The following is a 17,203-nucleotide window of genomic DNA, read 5'->3' on the forward strand; positions in this document are numbered from 1 at the left end:
TTAATTTACTTGAATACATATACTTTCCATATCACCCCCTATGACGTGGCTTTCCTGGGAACGATATTTATCGGGCTGGGTTTGGCCCTACAGTTGTGGTTTGTCAAAAGGATCAACCAAACTGCTAACCGGTTTTTTGGTTTGGCGCTGGCAATCGTCGTTTTATGGATTGCCTGGATGTTGGGTGTTGACGTCCGGTTGAGTTCCTACTTTCCCCGCTGGAGTTGGCTGCCGCTACAGTTTTCGCTGGCACTTGGCCCCCTGATTTATTTTTATGTGCTTAAACTAACCCGGCCTGAATATAAACTCCGCCTTAAGGATCTGCTGCATTTCAGCCCACTGTGGCTGCAACAGGGCGTTTTGGTGTTTGAAATTAGGGAGAGCATAAGCTCCGGCGCGGCTACTTATGATACACTAACCTTTCAGCAGTTGAACCCGGTATTGCAGTTGTTATCGTTTATTTCGGTCGTCACTTATTTGTATTGGTCTTTCAGGCTGATAGAACGCTTTTATCAACGGGAAAAATTTAATGATGTGAGTGACCGGTACCGGTACGAATTGCGATGGCTGAGTAGCTTGCTAACAGGTTTCGGACTGTTGTGGTTATTGTGGATCCCTTTTACCGCTGTAGATTATTTTTATTACCATTCCCGGTTAGGCATCCATGCTTATTATCCCTTGTATCTGCTTTTAACGATAATGATGATCCGGATTGCAGTCCAGGCTCTTTTCAGGCCGGAAGCCGGAATGGCGACCCAGGCACCTCCTGTTTTTAAACCAACGCTGCCAGCTGAATTAAAGCAAAAAGGTATTTGGCTAAAGAAAGTCGTCAAAACCAACTTGTATTACCAGGATCCGGAACTGAGTTTAGTTTCACTTGCTGAAAAGCTTGAGCTAACAACCCACGAATTATCCCGGATCATCAATACAGTACTTAAAAAAAGCTTCAATGATTTCATAAATGAATATCGTGTTGCGGACGTCGTTCAGAAAATGCAAGACCCCTCATATGATCATCTCACCCTGCTGGGTATTGCATTTGAATCGGGATTTAATTCCAAAACCACTTTTCACCGCATTTTTAAACAAGTGACCGGGAAAAGCCCGGCAGAATATAAGACCGAAGGAAAAAAAGGAATCCCATCTTATAACTTGGAACTCTATTCACGAATGGCACCGGTAATTTCGTACCAGCAAATCGCTCCGAATTGGACGGGCACGAAATTAAACCTCAATTATATGTTTAGCAATTATTTAAAAACTGCCTGGCGCCATATCACACGCCATAAAATGTATACCGCTATTAATGTTATGGGGCTTGCGCTGGGTATTTGCGGGTGCCTGGTTATTTACCTGATAACAAGTTTCGAGTTCAGCTTCGACACCTTTCATCCCGATAAGGAACGCATTTATTGCATAGATGCAAGCGTAGCAGGCAATCCGGACCCGGACCAAGCTCATTGGAATTCGGTGCCAGCACCAATGCCTGATGCTATGCGGAACGAAATGTCGGGCCTTGAGAAAGTAGCGGCTTTTCAGCTTTATAATCCAAAAGTGAAGATTAAGGAGGGCGGCAAAGTCATTAAGGCATTCGACTGGACAGAAGGGATAATTGCTGACGCGAGTTATTTTGACATATTACCCTACACCTGGTTAAGCGGCAGTAAAAAAACATCGCTCAATAACCCCATGACCGTAGTGCTCACCCAAAGCCGCGCGAAAACCTATTTCGGTGACCTGCAGCCTGATGAAATGATAGGGAAAACTATCACTTACGATGATTCGCTCACAGTAACCGTAACAGGGATCTTGAAAGACTGGAATAAAAACTCCGATTTCAACTTTTCCGATTTTATTTCATTCAGCACCATTAACAGTAGTTTTCTAAAACACCAGATCGCATTGGATAACTGGCAAATAGTGAGTCATGGCAGCCAGGAACTGGTGAAATTACCGGTGAGCATTAATCCAGCACAAATAGACAAGCAATTCCCGTCATTCATCAAAAAATACATCGACCCCGATCCGCACACCAAACTACACATACAGCTTCAGCCATTTACCGGCATTCATTTTCACCGGGAATATGGTGGTGAAGGAAGGAAGGCCGACCTGAGAATATTGTATATATTGTCGGCAGTAGCCATATTCATATTATTTATTGCGGCTGTTAATTTTATTAATTTATCAACTGCACAATCCATACAAAGGACTAAAGAAATAGGTATACGAAAGGTGCTGGGCAGCGGAAAAAGCGCTATCCTTTTCCAGTTTTTGACGGAAACGTTTACTTTGGCCTTGCTTGCGGTGGCAATAGCCGTTATTGCTGTAAAGCCTGTGTTGAATTTATTTGCTGCATATATCCCGCGCGGCGTAAAATTCGATTTTACGAAATACACCACATGGATATTCCTTATCTGCGTTGCAGTTTTTACCACATTACTGGCAGGGCTCTATCCCGCAAGACAGTTATCGGTATTTAAGCCTGTGGCCAGCCTTAAAGGCGAAATAAATGAAAAAATGGGTAATAAAGGTTACCTGCGTAAAAGCCTTATCGTTTTCCAGTTTACCATATCCCTTATTTTCATTATCGGCACCATTGGGATCGGCAGGCAGATCAGCTACATGCAAAACCAGGAACTGGGTTTTAAAACCAGTAACATTATCACCCTGCGAAGCTTGTGGAATGATCAAACGGGAAAAATGAAGGTGCTTGCCCAAAAGGTGAAACAATTACCCGGGGTCGACCAGGTTATAACGGAGGCTTTCCCGCCGATGGGCTTTGCGCATAATGGGAATGGGATCAAATTACAGGGAAGGAACAACGACTTTATCAATGCTTCTATACATTCGGGCAATGAAGACTTTGTGCCATTTTACAATATGAAAATAGTTGCAGGCCGCAATTTGCTTCACAGCGACAGTGCAAGGGAGTACCTGCTAAATGAAACCGCGGTAAGGGCGCTGGGATTTAATAATCCTGAAAAGGCCATTGGTAAACTTTTGTTATTTGGTGGTCAGAATAAAGCTTATCCCATAGCCGGTGTGGTAGCCGATTTTTACGAGAATTCGTTCCATCAGCAAATTATGCCGGTAGTTATTGCCAATGACCCCCAAATTCAAAAAGGCATAGCGCTAAAGTTAACTCCTGCCGAATTTCAAAAAGGTGATATACCAAAACTGGTAAACGGAATAGCGAAGGAATGGAAAAAAATTTATCCTGAAGAGCCCTTTGACTATTCTTTCCTTGGCGATTCCATTGCCCGGTTATATGAGAGTGATCAGCAAACACAGTGGCTTATGAGAACGGCAACGCTTATAACCATCTTTATTTCGTGCATGGGTTTGTTCGGTTTGGCGATGTTTACTACCGAAAGGCGGACAAAAGAGATCAGCATCCGGAAAGTGCTGGGTGCGAGTGTAACCAATATATTAACCATGCTTAATAAGGAAGTGGTTGTGCTGATAGCTATTTCGCTGCTGATTTCATCGCCTATAGCGTGGTTTTTTATTCATAAATGGCTGCAGAATTTTGCTTATCATACCAACCTGAGCTTTTGGATATTTATACTGGCAGGCGCAGGGGCCATGTTGATAGCACTTTTGACTATTAGTTTCCGGACGATGAGATCAGCAATGGCGAATCCGGTAACGGGGTTGAGGGATGAATGATTGATTATGAAATGGTTAGTGTAAAAAGGGGGTTCGAAAAGCTTCCCCTACAGGATATGAAGCCGCTTTACGAAGGTAGGGCGGCTTTTTTGCTTTAGTGTAGATGCCCGCCTCCTAATAGTCCAAAACCGAACGGCTCAATGTTCGGTTTTGATACGGCGAGCCTTTTTTATTCTATGTAATTTTTTATATATCAATAAGTTGTAAGTTTGGAATGGCTATTGCGTTTAAATATTTGAATTGAATACATATACATTCCATATTACCCTTTACGACCTGACCTTTTTGGGGATAATCTTTACCGGACTCACTACTGCCTTTTTTTTATGGTTCACCCAAAAAACCAACCAGGCAGCAAACCGTTTATTAGCCCTGGCGCTGATAACCATCGTTTTATGGATAGCCAGGATACTGGGCATCGACATAGGGCTGTCAACTTACATTACTAATTGGAGTTGGCTGCCGCTGCAATTTTCGCTGATACTTGGCCCGCTGATCTATTTTTATGTGCTTCAAATAACCAGGCCCGAATATAAACTCCGCTGGAAAGATCTGTTGCATTTTAGTCCGTTGCTGCTGGAATTTGGGGCGCAGGCATTGGCAATTGGGGATAGTATAAAAACCGGTGCAGCTACTTATGAAACGCAGGCCTTTCATCAACTGAACCCTATATTACACTTGCTGGCTTTTATTTCGGTCGGTACCTACCTGTACGCATCTCACAGGCTGATAAAACGCTTTTACCGGGGTCTGAAATTTAACCAGGGCGACCGGTACCTGCACGAATTGCAGTGGCTGCATAATTCACTTATTGGTTTCGACCTATTATGGCTATTGTGGATACCCTTCAAGGCTGTAGATTACTTTTATTACCATAACCAGTTAGACACATATGCTTATTATCCTTTATATCTTTTTTTAGCGGTAGTGACTATAGGGATGGCGGTCGCAGCTTTTTTAAGACAGGGGACTGGCGTGCCTGTAGAAGCTGCTCCGTTTTTAAAGCCACCGCTTCCTGCTGAGATGAAGCAAAAAGGTATCTGGCTGAAAAAAATCGTTAAAACCAACTGCTATTATGAAGACCCGGAACTGAGTTTAGTTTCACTGGCTGAAAAGCTTGACCTCACCTCCCATGAATTATCCCGGATCATCAATACAGCGCTCAAAAAAAGCTTTAACGATTTTATTAATGAATATCGCGTTGCCGACGTGATCAGGAAAATGCAGGACCCCGCCTACGACCATATCACGCTGATGGGCATCGCCTATGATTCCGGCTTCAACTCTAAAAGTGCCTTTCACCGAATTTTTAAGGAAAAGGCAGGTAAAAGCCCGGCGGAATATAAGGCTGATCTGAAAAAAGAACTCCCATTTTATAACTTAGGACAACATCCCCAATTGGCAACGGTAATTTCGAACCAACAAACCATCCCGAAGTGGTATGCTGAGAAATTAAACCGCAGTTATATGTTCAAAAATTATTTAAGAAACGCCTGGCGCCACATTGCACGCCACAAAACCTATTCTGCCATTAATGTATTAGGGCTTGCGCTGGGGATCTGCGGATGCCTGGTTATTTACCTGGTAGCCAGTTTTGAGTTCAGCTTTGATGCTTTTCATCCCGATAAGGAACGCATTTATTGTGTCGATCTAAGTTCTAACTGGGGTCCTGACGCCACCCTTGCGCATTGGAACTCGGTCCCGGGCACTATGCCCGATGCGATGCGCAATGATATTTCCGGGCTGGAAACGGTGGCAGCTTTTCACCCATATACGCCAAAAGTGACGATAAAAGCGGGCGACAAAGCGGTTAATACATTCGATAAGACAACAGCAGTAATTGCTCAGCCCGATTATTTCGACATATTGCCATATACCTGGCTAAGCGGCAATAAAAATAACTCGCTCGCTAACCCCATGACGGTAGTGCTTACACAAAGCCGTGCCCAAACCTATTTCGGCAACCTTCCGCCCGACCAAATGATAGGCAGAACAATCATCTACGACGATTCGCTTACGGTAACAGTGACCGGGATCCTGCAAGACTGGAATAAAAATTCCGATTTTAATTTTTCCGATTTTATTTCCTACAGCACCATTAAAACCAGTTTTTTAAGACACCGGATCTCATTGGATAACCCGCATGTAATTGATGGCGATAGCCAGGTGCTGGTAAAGTTACCGGCAGGCGTGAATCCCTCACAAATAGATGCCCAATTTCCGGCATTTATAAAAAAATATATCAATACCCTCCCTAATCCGAGAACGCACGCCCGGTTACAACCATTAACCGGTATTCATTTTCACAAAGAATATGGTGGCAGGGGCAATAAAGCCGATTTAAGGGTGCTGTATATTCTTTCGGCAGTGGCCTTATTTATATTATTTATCGCAGCCATTAATTTCATTAATCTATCTACTGCGCAATCCATACAACGCACTAAGGATATAGGCATACTCAAGGTGCTGGGCAGCGGGCGGGGCGGCATACTCATCCAATTTTTAATTGAAACCTTCACGCTGGCATTGCTGGCAATTGGCATAGCCGTTATTGCCGTGCAGCCTTTGCTCAATTTGTTTACCGCATACATCCCGGCGGGCGTAAAGTTCAGTTTTACAGATTATACCACTTGGATGTTTTTGGGCTGCATTGCAATTTTTACTACGCTGCTTGCTGGTTTTTATCCTGCAAGGGTGTTATCGGCATTTAAGGCTGTAGCCAGCCTGAAGGGCGGGACGAGTGACAAAACGGGCAATAAAGGCTACCTGCGTAAAAGCCTCATTGTTTTCCAGTTTACCATATCGCTCATTTTCATTATCGGCACTATAGTAGTTGAGAAGCAGGTTAACTATATGCAAAACATTGACCTGGGCGTTAAAACAAGCAATATCATCACGTTAAGAACCCTGTTTCGCGAACAACCTGGGAAAGTGAAAGTGCTTGCCGAAAACATAAAACGATTGCCCGGCATTGAACAGGTGATAACAGAGGTTACCCCGCCGATAAGCATTAGCCACCTGATAGACGCAATACAATTAAAGGGGAGTAATAAGCAATCTATCGAGTCTTACGCCTATTCTGGCAATGCCGATTTTGTGCCATTTTACCACATAAAAATAGTTGCCGGTCGTAATTTGCTTCATACCGACAGCGTAACCGAATACCTTATAAACGTAACCGCGGCAAAGGCGATGGGGTTTAGCGATCCGCAACAGGCCATTGGCAGGCTTTTAGCGAATACCGCGCGGGATAAAGCCTATCCTATAGTGGGCGTGGTAGCTGATTTTTACGAAGAATCATTTTACCATCAAATTTTGCCGTGCACAATATCCAATAACCCTGACGTACAAAAGACTATTGCTTTAAAGCTAACTCCTGCTGAATTCCAGAAAGGCGATATGCCGTTACTGGTAAGCCACATCGCAAAGGAATGGAAAAAACTTTACCCCCAGGAAGCCTTTGATTATGCCTTTCTGGGCGATTCGCTTGCAAAGCTTTATGAAAGTGAGCAACAAACAGCATGGCTTATGCGGACAGCAACGCTCATCACTATCTTTATTTCGTGCATGGGTTTGTTTGGGTTGGCAATGTTTACTACCGAAAGAAGGACCAAAGAGATCAGTATCAGGAAAGTGCTTGGCGCCAGCATAACCAATATATTAACCATGCTGAATAGGGAAGTGGTTGTGTTGATAGCAATTTCATTGCTGATATCCTCGCCCATCGCCTGGTTCTTTATACACAAGTGGCTGCAGAATTTTGCCTATCATACCAATTTGAGCTTTTGGATATTTATACTGGCAGGTGCAGGGGCTTTGTTAATAGCATTGGCAACTATTAGTTTTAGGACGATGAGGTCAGCGAGGGCAAATCCGGTGAAGGGGTTGAGGAATGAATAGTGATTGCAGAACACGCCGCCGGTTCAGGCGGGGATTATCGGTATATAGTTATTGTTCAACAGTTATTACTATAGCAAAGTTATTACCATCAGTATATATAAATGCATGTTGATGCACATCCTCTATAGTGAACCTTTCATCAGCAGTTGTATCCATTACAAGAGCGTAAGGCGTAGTTCTATTTAACTTTTCAAGATCTGCTGAGAAATCCCCCTTTTTTTTTAGATCCATATCAATTCCCGGGACCCTGGAATATAACTGTCCGTTTTCCCAATATTGGTCGCTTCCATAACTTTCGGGACAAAGCGTTTCAAAAACTGCCATTATGCCATCTTTTGGGAATGAGATATTGTATTTAGAAACATCAACAACTATTCTCTTTTTTTTCTTCGGATTAAAAATCACAACACTATCATTTAGTAATTTTTGATCCGGAAACACATTATCCTTGCTTTTTGTGTAAAGGCCAACCTTAAACGGCCTTTCAATTCCCCGGCTTTCGTCGTTAACAAAGTATTCAATTGTCGTAATAATTCCGGAAATTCCTTTGTCATTAGGAATATATTGAGCGAATATTGAATTTGGATTTGTACGCAAGTGGCTGCTATAAACCTTTTTGACGTCGCCAATTTTCAATTGGCGCTTAGAAGAATTTACAACTACCTCGTTAAGCGCTATATTAACGGCGGACAATTTTATACTGTCCGGATAAGCAAATTTTTTTTCGACGATAACTGCTTTTAATTGATACCCGACACATGATACCTTTAAGGTATCATTTAGGTTTAGATACTTTTTATCGATAGCAATTTGTCCATTGCTATTGGCAATAAAATACCTTTTATTACTAATAGACATTGTGGCTCGGGGTATTTTTTTCCCTGTAAGGGCGTCTGATACCGTAACGTGCCAAAAACTTCCGGTTTCAATTTGTTGGGGAAATGCAACCCGCGGAACAAACAATAAAAGAAAGATCAAATATTTCATCGTTTTCAAGGAATAATTTGAGACTCACTGGACATAATTAATTCAGTGAGTCTCTTACGTAATGTTAATCCCAACCAGCGCCACATACATAAGAAGTAAACCTCGCCGGTTGAGGCGTTGCATGGTAATAAATGTGCGGAATATTTTGTGACATTGCAAAAGAGTTATTGTAAGCGGGACGCTTACATTTGTTTGGGTTCAAGCGGGACGCTTGAACCGGCAGGGTGCATCATCCTCCCTTTGCCCCAGTCGATTAAGTTGCCAGTATTAGTATTTTACTTATAAACCATTAAAGCATTTGTGCTTTAATGGTTTATGGTTTTTTTTAACGATGCGATCAAATGATGAAATTAATAACACTGCTTTTATTATTATCAATCCCCCGGATAGCGAGTTCGCAAAACAATTTGATTATAAATGGTAATGCGCCTTTGATAAAGGATGGCACTAAAATTATAATCAGGCGGGTAATGCCGAGACGATTTTCTGCCAGGAAATCAGAAACGGATAGCGCCTATATTAAGAGTAATCGGTTTGAGTTTAAACTTAAAGACAATAACGGGGAATTTTACTCTTTAACTATTGGCAAACACCGTACGCAGCTTTATTTGCAGCCGGGTATAGCTAACGTTACGCTCTCAGATTCCCTGTTGGCCAACGTAACCATATCCGGTAATTTAATGGCCGATGAATATGATCAGTTTAAGAACCAGGTAAAAAACGATCCTGTTCATTTAGAATACATAAAGGTTAGCCGGGATTATAGTAGCTATGCAAAGAATAAAAAAGCAAATGCAGATACCTTAGCAGCAAAAAGCAAAAAAAGGGACGAACTTACCGAACTTGATGACAAACTATACGAACGGTTAGCTTTAACCTGGATCCAAACACATCCAGGCTCGTATTTAAACCCTTATTTACTGTACAGCGCCTACAATCAACCGGAACAAACTACTACAGAGGCGCAAGTTAAACGCATATTTTCTGCCATGCCTGCAAATATCACGCATAACGTTTGGGGGCAAGAGCTAAAGTATAAAATCGATAGCCTGTTTGTTGGTGGTAAGGCGCCGGATTTTGCACAGGCAGATACCAGTGGTAAACAGGTAAAATTATCTGATTTTAAGGGTAAATACGTGCTAATTGATTTTTGGGCGTCGTGGTGTGTGCCATGCCGGGCCGAAACCCCCAATATTGTTAAAGCCTCGCAGCAGATCGGCAGCCGTAATTTTTCGATTTTAGGGATCTCGCTCGATAGTGAAAAAGCCCCCTGGCTTCGGGCTATCAAACAAGATGGTCTGAATTGGTTCCAGCTATCAGATTTAGGACTTTGGCGTAATAATGTTTCTGTAAAATATTATGTTTATGATATTCCGGCTAATTATCTCATAGACCCAAACGGTATAATCATCGCAAAAAATATAAATGGTGACGAATTATTGCCGACACTCAAAAAATTAATCAAATAACGCTGCTGTTCGTAGTTTATGATTTCGAATAAAATAGGCCTGGAGACTGAGTCTCCAATGTGCGAAATTTATGGTAGCATTTCCCCCTCTGATCTAAGTTTAGCAACGCGTAACTTAGACCTAAAATTTATTAAGCTTTCCTCTTAACCATTGAACCCACATGAGATAGCAGAAGGCATGCACAAATATTTTTTAATCCTTATTTTCGAAAAAAATCATCCCATATGAAAACGCTAACCGAATTTAAAGCATCATTAGGTTCAGAACAGCCCGACAGTGGGCTCTCAGCTCAGTTAAAAAGCCTTTGGTATGATGGCAAAGGCGATTGGCATAAAGCTCATGCACAGGTCGATCATCTTGAAGATAAAGCATCTGCGTGGGTACACGCCTACCTGCACCGTAAGGAAGGTGACAGTTGGAATGCTGATTACTGGTATAACAAAGCACGGCAAACCCGCCCGGACCTGTCTTTGGATGAGGAATGGGAGCAATTAGTACTACAGTTTCTTCACTGAAGCTACGGACAGCGGTAATTTATTCTACCTGATTGTCAGCATGTTGACCATGGGTTAAAGGTAAAGTAGTTGATAATCAGCGCGTTTCATAGCGTTCCACCCGTTCCATGTGCAAAAGTGGAACGCTGGAACACTTTGTAGTCCTTCAGAATCGAATACTTTTAACCCAAAACCGCACACCCCAATGCCCGCTTCCGTTACAGCGCACCTATTTTATTCTGTATACTTTTTTAACTATCAATAAGTTATAAGTTTGGAACAGCTATTGCGTTTAAATATTTCAATTGAATACGTATACCCTCCATATTAATAATTACGATCTCGCTTTCTTCGCGACAATATTTGTCGCGCTCACTTTTATCCTCCTTTTATGGTTCACCAAAAAGACGAACCGGGCAGCAAACCGGTTTTTGGCCCTGGCAATGGTTACCATTGTTTTGTGGATAGCCAGGATCTTGGGCATAGACACCGGACTATCAACCTACATTAATAATTGGAGCCGGCTGCCGCTGCAATTTTCGCTGGCACTTGGCCCACTGATCTATTTTTATGTGCTTAAAATTACCCGGCCGGAATATAAATTCCGATTGAAGGATTTGCTGCATTTTAGTCCGTTGTTGCTGGAGCTGGGTGCGCAGGTATTGGAGGTTATGGATAGTATAAAAACCGGTGCAGCTACTTATGAAACGCACGCTTTTCGGCAACTGAACCCGGCATTGCAACTGCTGGCGTTTATTTCGGTCGTAATTTATCTTTGCCTGTCTCACAGGCTGATAACGTGCTTTTACCAACGGTTAAAATTTAACGGGGGCGACCGGTACCGGCGCGAGTTGCGTTGGCTGCATAACCTGCTTATGGGTTTCGGTGTGGTGTGGTTATTATGGATCCCCTTTATAGCAGCAGGCTACTATTATGAATTAGGCCTACATTTTTATTACCCTTTGTATTTTCTTTTAGGAGTAATAACTATATGGATGGCGGCCAGGGCATTTTCAAGACCGGAAATCAGGCTGCCAGAAGATATGCATTCGTTTTTAAAGCCATCACCGCCGGCGGAGTTGAGACAAAAAGGTATTTGGTTGAAGAAATCCGTCAAAGAAAACCGCTATTACCAGGATCCGGAATTAAGCCTGGGTTCGCTTGCTGAAAAGGTTGACCTTCATACCCATGAATTGTCGCGGATACTCAATACTGTGCTCAAGAAAACTTTCAACGATTTTATTAATGAATACCGCGTTGCGGACGTGGTTCAGAAAATGCAGGACCCTGCTTATGACCATATCACCCTGCTGGGCATTGCATATGAATCGGGTTTTAACTCCCAAAGCACCTTTAACCGCATTTTTAAGCAAATGACAGGGAAAAGCCCGCTGCAATATAAAAATAAACTGGAAAAAGAGCACCCATCTTATAAGTTGGGCAGCCATCCCCAATTTGCGCCGGTAATATTGCATCGTGAAACCGCTCCCGGGTGGTCTCACGAGAAATTAACCCGCAACTATATGTTTAAAAACTATTTCAAAATAGCATGGCGTAATCTTACACGCAATAAAAGTTATGCCGCTATTAATATTACCGGCCTGGCTGTTGGCATTGCCGTTTGTATGGTGATCTTTATCATTATACAATATCAAACAAGCTTCGATAATTTCCACTCAAAGAAGGATCGTACCTATCGTATGCTGACCGAATTTCAGTACGCAGACGGAGGAAATATTTCTTACAAGACAGCTATTCCTTTTCCAATGCCTGTAGGGTTGAAAACGTCTTTTCCGCAAATAGAACAGGTAGCCCCCATCTTTGCCAGCCATGATGATCAGTTGCTGATAGTTGATAATAAAGGCAATACAGAAAAAGATTTTAAAGAACAGCACGGTGTATTTTACATGGACCCCTCATTCTTTAAAATATTCGATTTCCCCTTACTTGCAGGTTCGTATGAATCATTAAAAGATCCCAACAACGTATTGCTTACCAAAGAGATTGCAGAAAAATATTTCGGCGACTGGAAAACGGCTATAGGCAAAACCATTAAACTGCAAATGGGGGGCTATATGTTCGAACATGGTGTCGATGTATTGAAAGTTTCAGGCATTTTGGCAAGCATACCGGCAAATTCAGATTTTCAGCTAAAAGTTGTTGTGTCCTATGGAACGGGCTTTACCGGGGATTACCTTTCAAAATCCACCGATTGGGACGGAAATGTAGGCGGTTTTGGTTGCTATATTTTACTGCCGCCGAACACTTCTGCCGCCAACTTCAACCAGCAATTAACAGCTTACTCACACAAGGTGGAATCGCCGGGCAATACCGACAGGCATATTATACAGCCATTAGGCGCCGTGCATTATGACACCCAGGTTGGCGATTATAGCAACAAAACCATCAGTCATCAACTGCTCAACGTATTGTGGCTCATCGCGGCATTCATCCTGTTAATAGCCTGTGTAAATTTTGTCAACCTCTCCACCGCGCAAGCTGTCAATCGTGCAAAAGAGGTTGGTGTAAGAAAAGTTTTGGGGAGTAGTAAATCCCAATTGCAAACCCAGTTTATTGTCGAAACATTTTTGATAGTTATAAGCGCTGTAACGCTTGCGTCCGTTTTTACAATGCTTGCATTGCCTTCTGTGGGTCGGCTTTTAGAGCTTTCGCTTGCATTCAACATCTTCAACAATTCTGCAATCATTTTATTTCTTCTGGCGGTTACTATTGTTGTAACCGCGCTTGCCGGTTTTTATCCTTCTATTGTTCTATCACGTTTCAATCCTGTTAATGCGCTAAAAAGCAAACTCACATCAAATACCCAGGGAATTTCATTAAGGCGGGGATTGGTCGTATTTCAATTCATCATCGCACAGGCGCTCATCATCGGGACACTCATCATTGTAAAGCAAATGGATTATTTTATGAACCAACCGCTGGGCTTCGATAAAGACGCCATCATCAATGTTCCTTTCCGCGTGGATAGTCTCCGCATCAGCAGGCTGGGTTATTTAAAGAACCAGCTATTGTCAGTAAACGGTGTGCAGGCGGTAACATACAGTTCCAACACACCGGTTGAAAATGGCACTGATTTGTGGAGCATCATCAAATATAATCACGCAGTAAAACAAACAGACTTCCAGGTTATTACCAAATTCGCCGATAATGAGTATGTGTCCACTTATAAATTACCACTGATAGCGGGAAGAAATTTACTGCCATCTGATACCACAAAAGAATTTTTAGTGAACGAATCCCTTGTGAAAAGCTTGGGATTAAAAAACCCTAAAGATATATTGAACAAGCCCATGACCACCTGGCATGATCAGATAAAAGGAACCGTTGTTGGTGTAATGAAGGATTTTAATGACCGGTCTTTCCGCAATGATCTTGCACCATTACTCATCACCACTGACGTCGCCATGTACAACCAGGTAGGGATAAAACTTGCAACTAAAAACATTTCTTCGACAATGCAATCGGTCAAAAAAGTATTTGACAAAACATTCCCCGATTTTGTTTATGAATACAAGTTTCTTGATGATAAAATTGCAAGTTTTTACAAACAGGAAAATCAGTTAGCGGCTTTGTATAAAATTTTTGCAGCAATCGCCATATTCCTTAGCTGCCTTGGGTTGTATGGTTTAGCCTCATTCATGGCAGTGCAGCGGATAAAAGAAGTTGGCATTCGTAAAGTACTTGGCGCTACGGCAGGCAATATCGTTTATTTGTTTTCAAAAGAATTTATCATACTCATTGCAATTGCCTTTGCCATTGCTACACCCATAGCCTGGTATTACATGCACCAATGGTTGCAGGCATATGTTTATCGCATCAATATCAGTTGGTGGTTATTTGTTGCAGGCGGACTTGCTTCAATAGTTATTGCACTTGCAACAATAAGTTTCCAGGCAATAAAAGCAGCAATAGCCAACCCGGTGAAGAGCCTGCGGTCGGAGTAGGCGGTTGACAGTAGGCAGTTAGCAGTAATTGATTCTCCTGTTTTAAAGATCTTAGGTCAGTACATGAGGCCCGGGATTTAGTTTGAATCATTATATGGTGCGTTTCAGGATGAGATCCGGAGCGCATTTTTTATTCAAAATATTTGCCATTAAAATTAAATAAGGTGCAACCTGGTGCCTGGTGATTGCGTCACATAGCATAATTAACCGGACCATAAACTTCAATATTGCTTATCATGCTTAAAAATAATCTTAAAATTGCCTGGCGTAACCTCGTTAAAAATGGCGTTTCGTCTTTTATAAATATTGGCGGCCTGGCCGTTGGCATGGCTGTAGCCATATTGATTGGCTTATGGATCCATGATGAGCTGTCATTTAATAAGTATTTTCAAAATTACAACCGCGTTGCCCAGGTGATGACCAAGTGGAAATTGGCAGACGGTGCACGTACCTCGCAGTCAATGCCCCTGGGTACTGCTTTACGCGCATCATATCAGCAGGATTTTAAATTCGTAGTATTATCAAGCCAGACAGAAGGCCATATTATTGGATGGGGCGATAAAAAACTTAAGCAAAATGGCAAGTTTATACAGCCCGAAGCTACAGAAATATTCAGTCTGAAAATGCTGAGAGGCAATCGCACGGGGTTAAAGGATATCAACTCTGTTTTGATCAGCGAATCATTGGCAAAAAAGCTTTTCGGCGATGCCGATGCAATGGATAAAGTGGTAAAGATGGATAATAATGCAGGCGTAAAGGTTACCGGTGTATTCGAAGATTTTCCGCGCAATACCAGTTTATATGACCTTACTTTTTTTTCGACCTGGGATCTTTTTACCGCATCAAACAGTTGGGTTGCTAATAAGCGTTACGATTGGAACAACGTTTGGGTTAATATTTTTATTCAGCTGGCGCCCAATGCTGATTTTGATAAGGTTTCGGCCAAAATAAAAGATCTTAAAACGCCGCATGTGGGGCCGGAGGAAGCAGCTGCCAAGCCATCTGTTTTTTTGCACCCTATGAGCAAATGGCACTTATATTCGCAGTTTGGCCCCGGCGGCGAGAGCCGGGAAAGCGAAGAGTTACGATCCGTTTGGTTTTATGGCATAATAGGTATTTTTGTATTACTGCTGGCTTGTATTAATTTCATGAACCTGAGCACGGCCCGCTCCGAAAAGCGCGCTAAAGAAGTAGGGATCCGCAAAGCTGTTGGCTCTGTACGCGGGCAATTGATCTTCCAGTTCTTTTCTGAATCGTTACTGGTAACCACATTTTCTTTTATACTGGCTATTTTACTGGTGTTGCTTATTTTGCCATGGTTTAACAGCGTTACCGGTAAAATGTTGGGAATCCTTTGGGCTAACCCGCTATTTTGGATAAGTGGCATAGTATTTACATTTTTTACCGGATTGATAGCAGGCAGCTACCCGGCACTTTATTTATCATCATTCAATCCGGTTAAAGTGTTAAAAGGCACTTTCAAGGCCGGCAGGTTTGCTGCGGTTCCGCGCAAGGTATTGGTTACCCTGCAATTTACCGTTTCAATAACGTTAATAATTGGCACCATAATAGTATATAGACAGATCCAGTTTGCTAAAGACAGGCCGGTGGGCTATACCCGCGATGGCTTGCTTGCTATCCCTGTATCATCTCCCGATAATAAATTACAGGGGCTGCTTGAAAACGAGTTAAAGGGTTCTGGCGCAGTTGTCAATGTTGCCGAATCGGCAAGTGCTGTTACAGGGATAGATTCGGGGAATGGCGGTTTCACATGGGCAGGTAAAGATCCTGCATTCAGGGACCAGTTCGGTACCCTGTCTGTTAGCTATGATTATGGAAAAACCATCGGCTGGAAATTTTTAGATGGCCGGGATTTTTCAAAAGAACTTATTGATTCAACCGGATTTGTGATAAACGAGGCGGCCGTAAAATACATGAACCTCAAAAACCCGGTTGGGCAAACCATTAAATGGGATAGGTACAAGATAAAAAACTTTAAAATTTTAGGGGTGATAAAAGATATGGTCATGGATTCTCCCTTCGAACCGGCCTACCCTACCATCTTCTTTTTATCGCCTGACGATTCAAAAAACTGGATGTTTGTAAAGATCAATCCAAATGTAAGCACGACCAATGCGCTTCCAAAAATAGCATCGGTATTTAAAAATCTTATCCCTTCGGTCCCTTTTGAATATAATTTTGTGGATGAGGTATATGCGGCCAAATTTGCTGCTGAGGAAAGGGTAGGGAAACTGTCGGGCTTTTTTGCCGGGCTGGCTATCCTGATCAGTTGCCTGGGTTTATTCGGATTGGCATCCTTTGTGGCTGAGCAACGCACAAAAGAAATTGGCGTACGAAAAATTTTGGGCGCATCGGTATTAAACCTATGGGGCATGCTGTCAAAAGATTTTGTGATGCTGGTAATCGCCTCATTTGTAATTGCAACGCCCATAGCGTTTTACTTTATGTATAACTGGCTGCAAAAATACCAGTACCGTACAGGCCTTTCCTGGTGGATCTTTGCCGGAGCAGGCGTTGGCGCTATGGTTATAACTTTGCTAACAGTAAGTTTTCAGGCCATTAAAGCAGCTATAGCAAACCCCGTAAAGAGTTTGAGGAGCGAATGAGGTGAATTGGCAGTTGCGAGTTGGTAACAATCGGCTCACGTGAATTTTTCCTTCTTTCAATTCAAAACCGAACAGCCTAATGTTTGGTT

7 protein-coding genes are annotated in these 17,203 nt (G+C 42.5%); 6 read left to right on the forward strand and 1 reads right to left on the reverse strand.

Annotation, left to right across the window (positions count from 1 at the left end; genetic code table 11):
- Positions 1–9: 9 nt before the first annotated feature.
- Both BUE31_RS27050 and BUE31_RS27060 read left to right on the forward strand, forming a co-directional pair.
- A complete protein-coding gene (locus BUE31_RS27050; protein WP_083620386.1) occupies positions 10–3,672 on the forward strand; it encodes an ABC transporter permease in 3,663 nt (1,220 codons plus the stop codon).
- Between the two features lie 240 nt (positions 3,673–3,912).
- On the forward strand, positions 3,913–7,572 hold the full coding sequence (locus tag BUE31_RS27060; protein ID WP_083620388.1) for an ABC transporter permease: 3,660 nt from the start codon (positions 3,913–3,915) through the stop codon (positions 7,570–7,572).
- A 48-nt stretch (positions 7,573–7,620) separates the two neighbouring features.
- Here BUE31_RS27060 and BUE31_RS30850 read toward each other — a convergent pair whose 3' ends face one another.
- Positions 7,621–8,169, reverse strand: coding sequence for a hypothetical protein (locus BUE31_RS30850; protein ID WP_234997917.1), 549 nt, complete (start codon positions 8,167–8,169; stop codon positions 7,621–7,623).
- Positions 8,170–8,900: 731 nt separating this feature from the next.
- Here BUE31_RS30850 and BUE31_RS27070 point away from each other — a divergent pair.
- The 4 genes from BUE31_RS27070 (at position 8,901) to BUE31_RS27090 (ending at position 17,114) form a co-directional block, all read left to right on the forward strand.
- The gene (locus BUE31_RS27070) at positions 8,901–10,028 is read left to right on the forward strand and encodes a TlpA disulfide reductase family protein (protein ID WP_083620391.1); all 1,128 of its coding nucleotides are present in this window, start codon (positions 8,901–8,903) and stop codon (positions 10,026–10,028) included.
- 224 nt (positions 10,029–10,252) lie between these two features.
- Complete coding sequence (locus BUE31_RS27075) at positions 10,253–10,543, forward strand: hypothetical protein (protein WP_073406987.1); 291 nt, start codon at positions 10,253–10,255, stop codon at positions 10,541–10,543.
- 284 nt (positions 10,544–10,827) lie between these two features.
- Positions 10,828–14,487 (forward strand): ABC transporter permease, encoded by a 3,660-nt coding sequence (locus tag BUE31_RS27085; protein WP_143167279.1) that lies wholly within the window; start codon positions 10,828–10,830, stop codon positions 14,485–14,487.
- A gap of 236 nt (positions 14,488–14,723) precedes the next feature.
- Positions 14,724–17,114 (forward strand): ABC transporter permease, encoded by a 2,391-nt coding sequence (locus BUE31_RS27090; RefSeq protein ID WP_073406988.1) that lies wholly within the window; start codon positions 14,724–14,726, stop codon positions 17,112–17,114.
- Positions 17,115–17,203 lie beyond the last annotated feature (89 nt).

Source organism: Mucilaginibacter sp. OK098, assembly GCF_900142915.1.
GTDB lineage: Bacteria > Bacteroidota > Bacteroidia > Sphingobacteriales > Sphingobacteriaceae > Mucilaginibacter.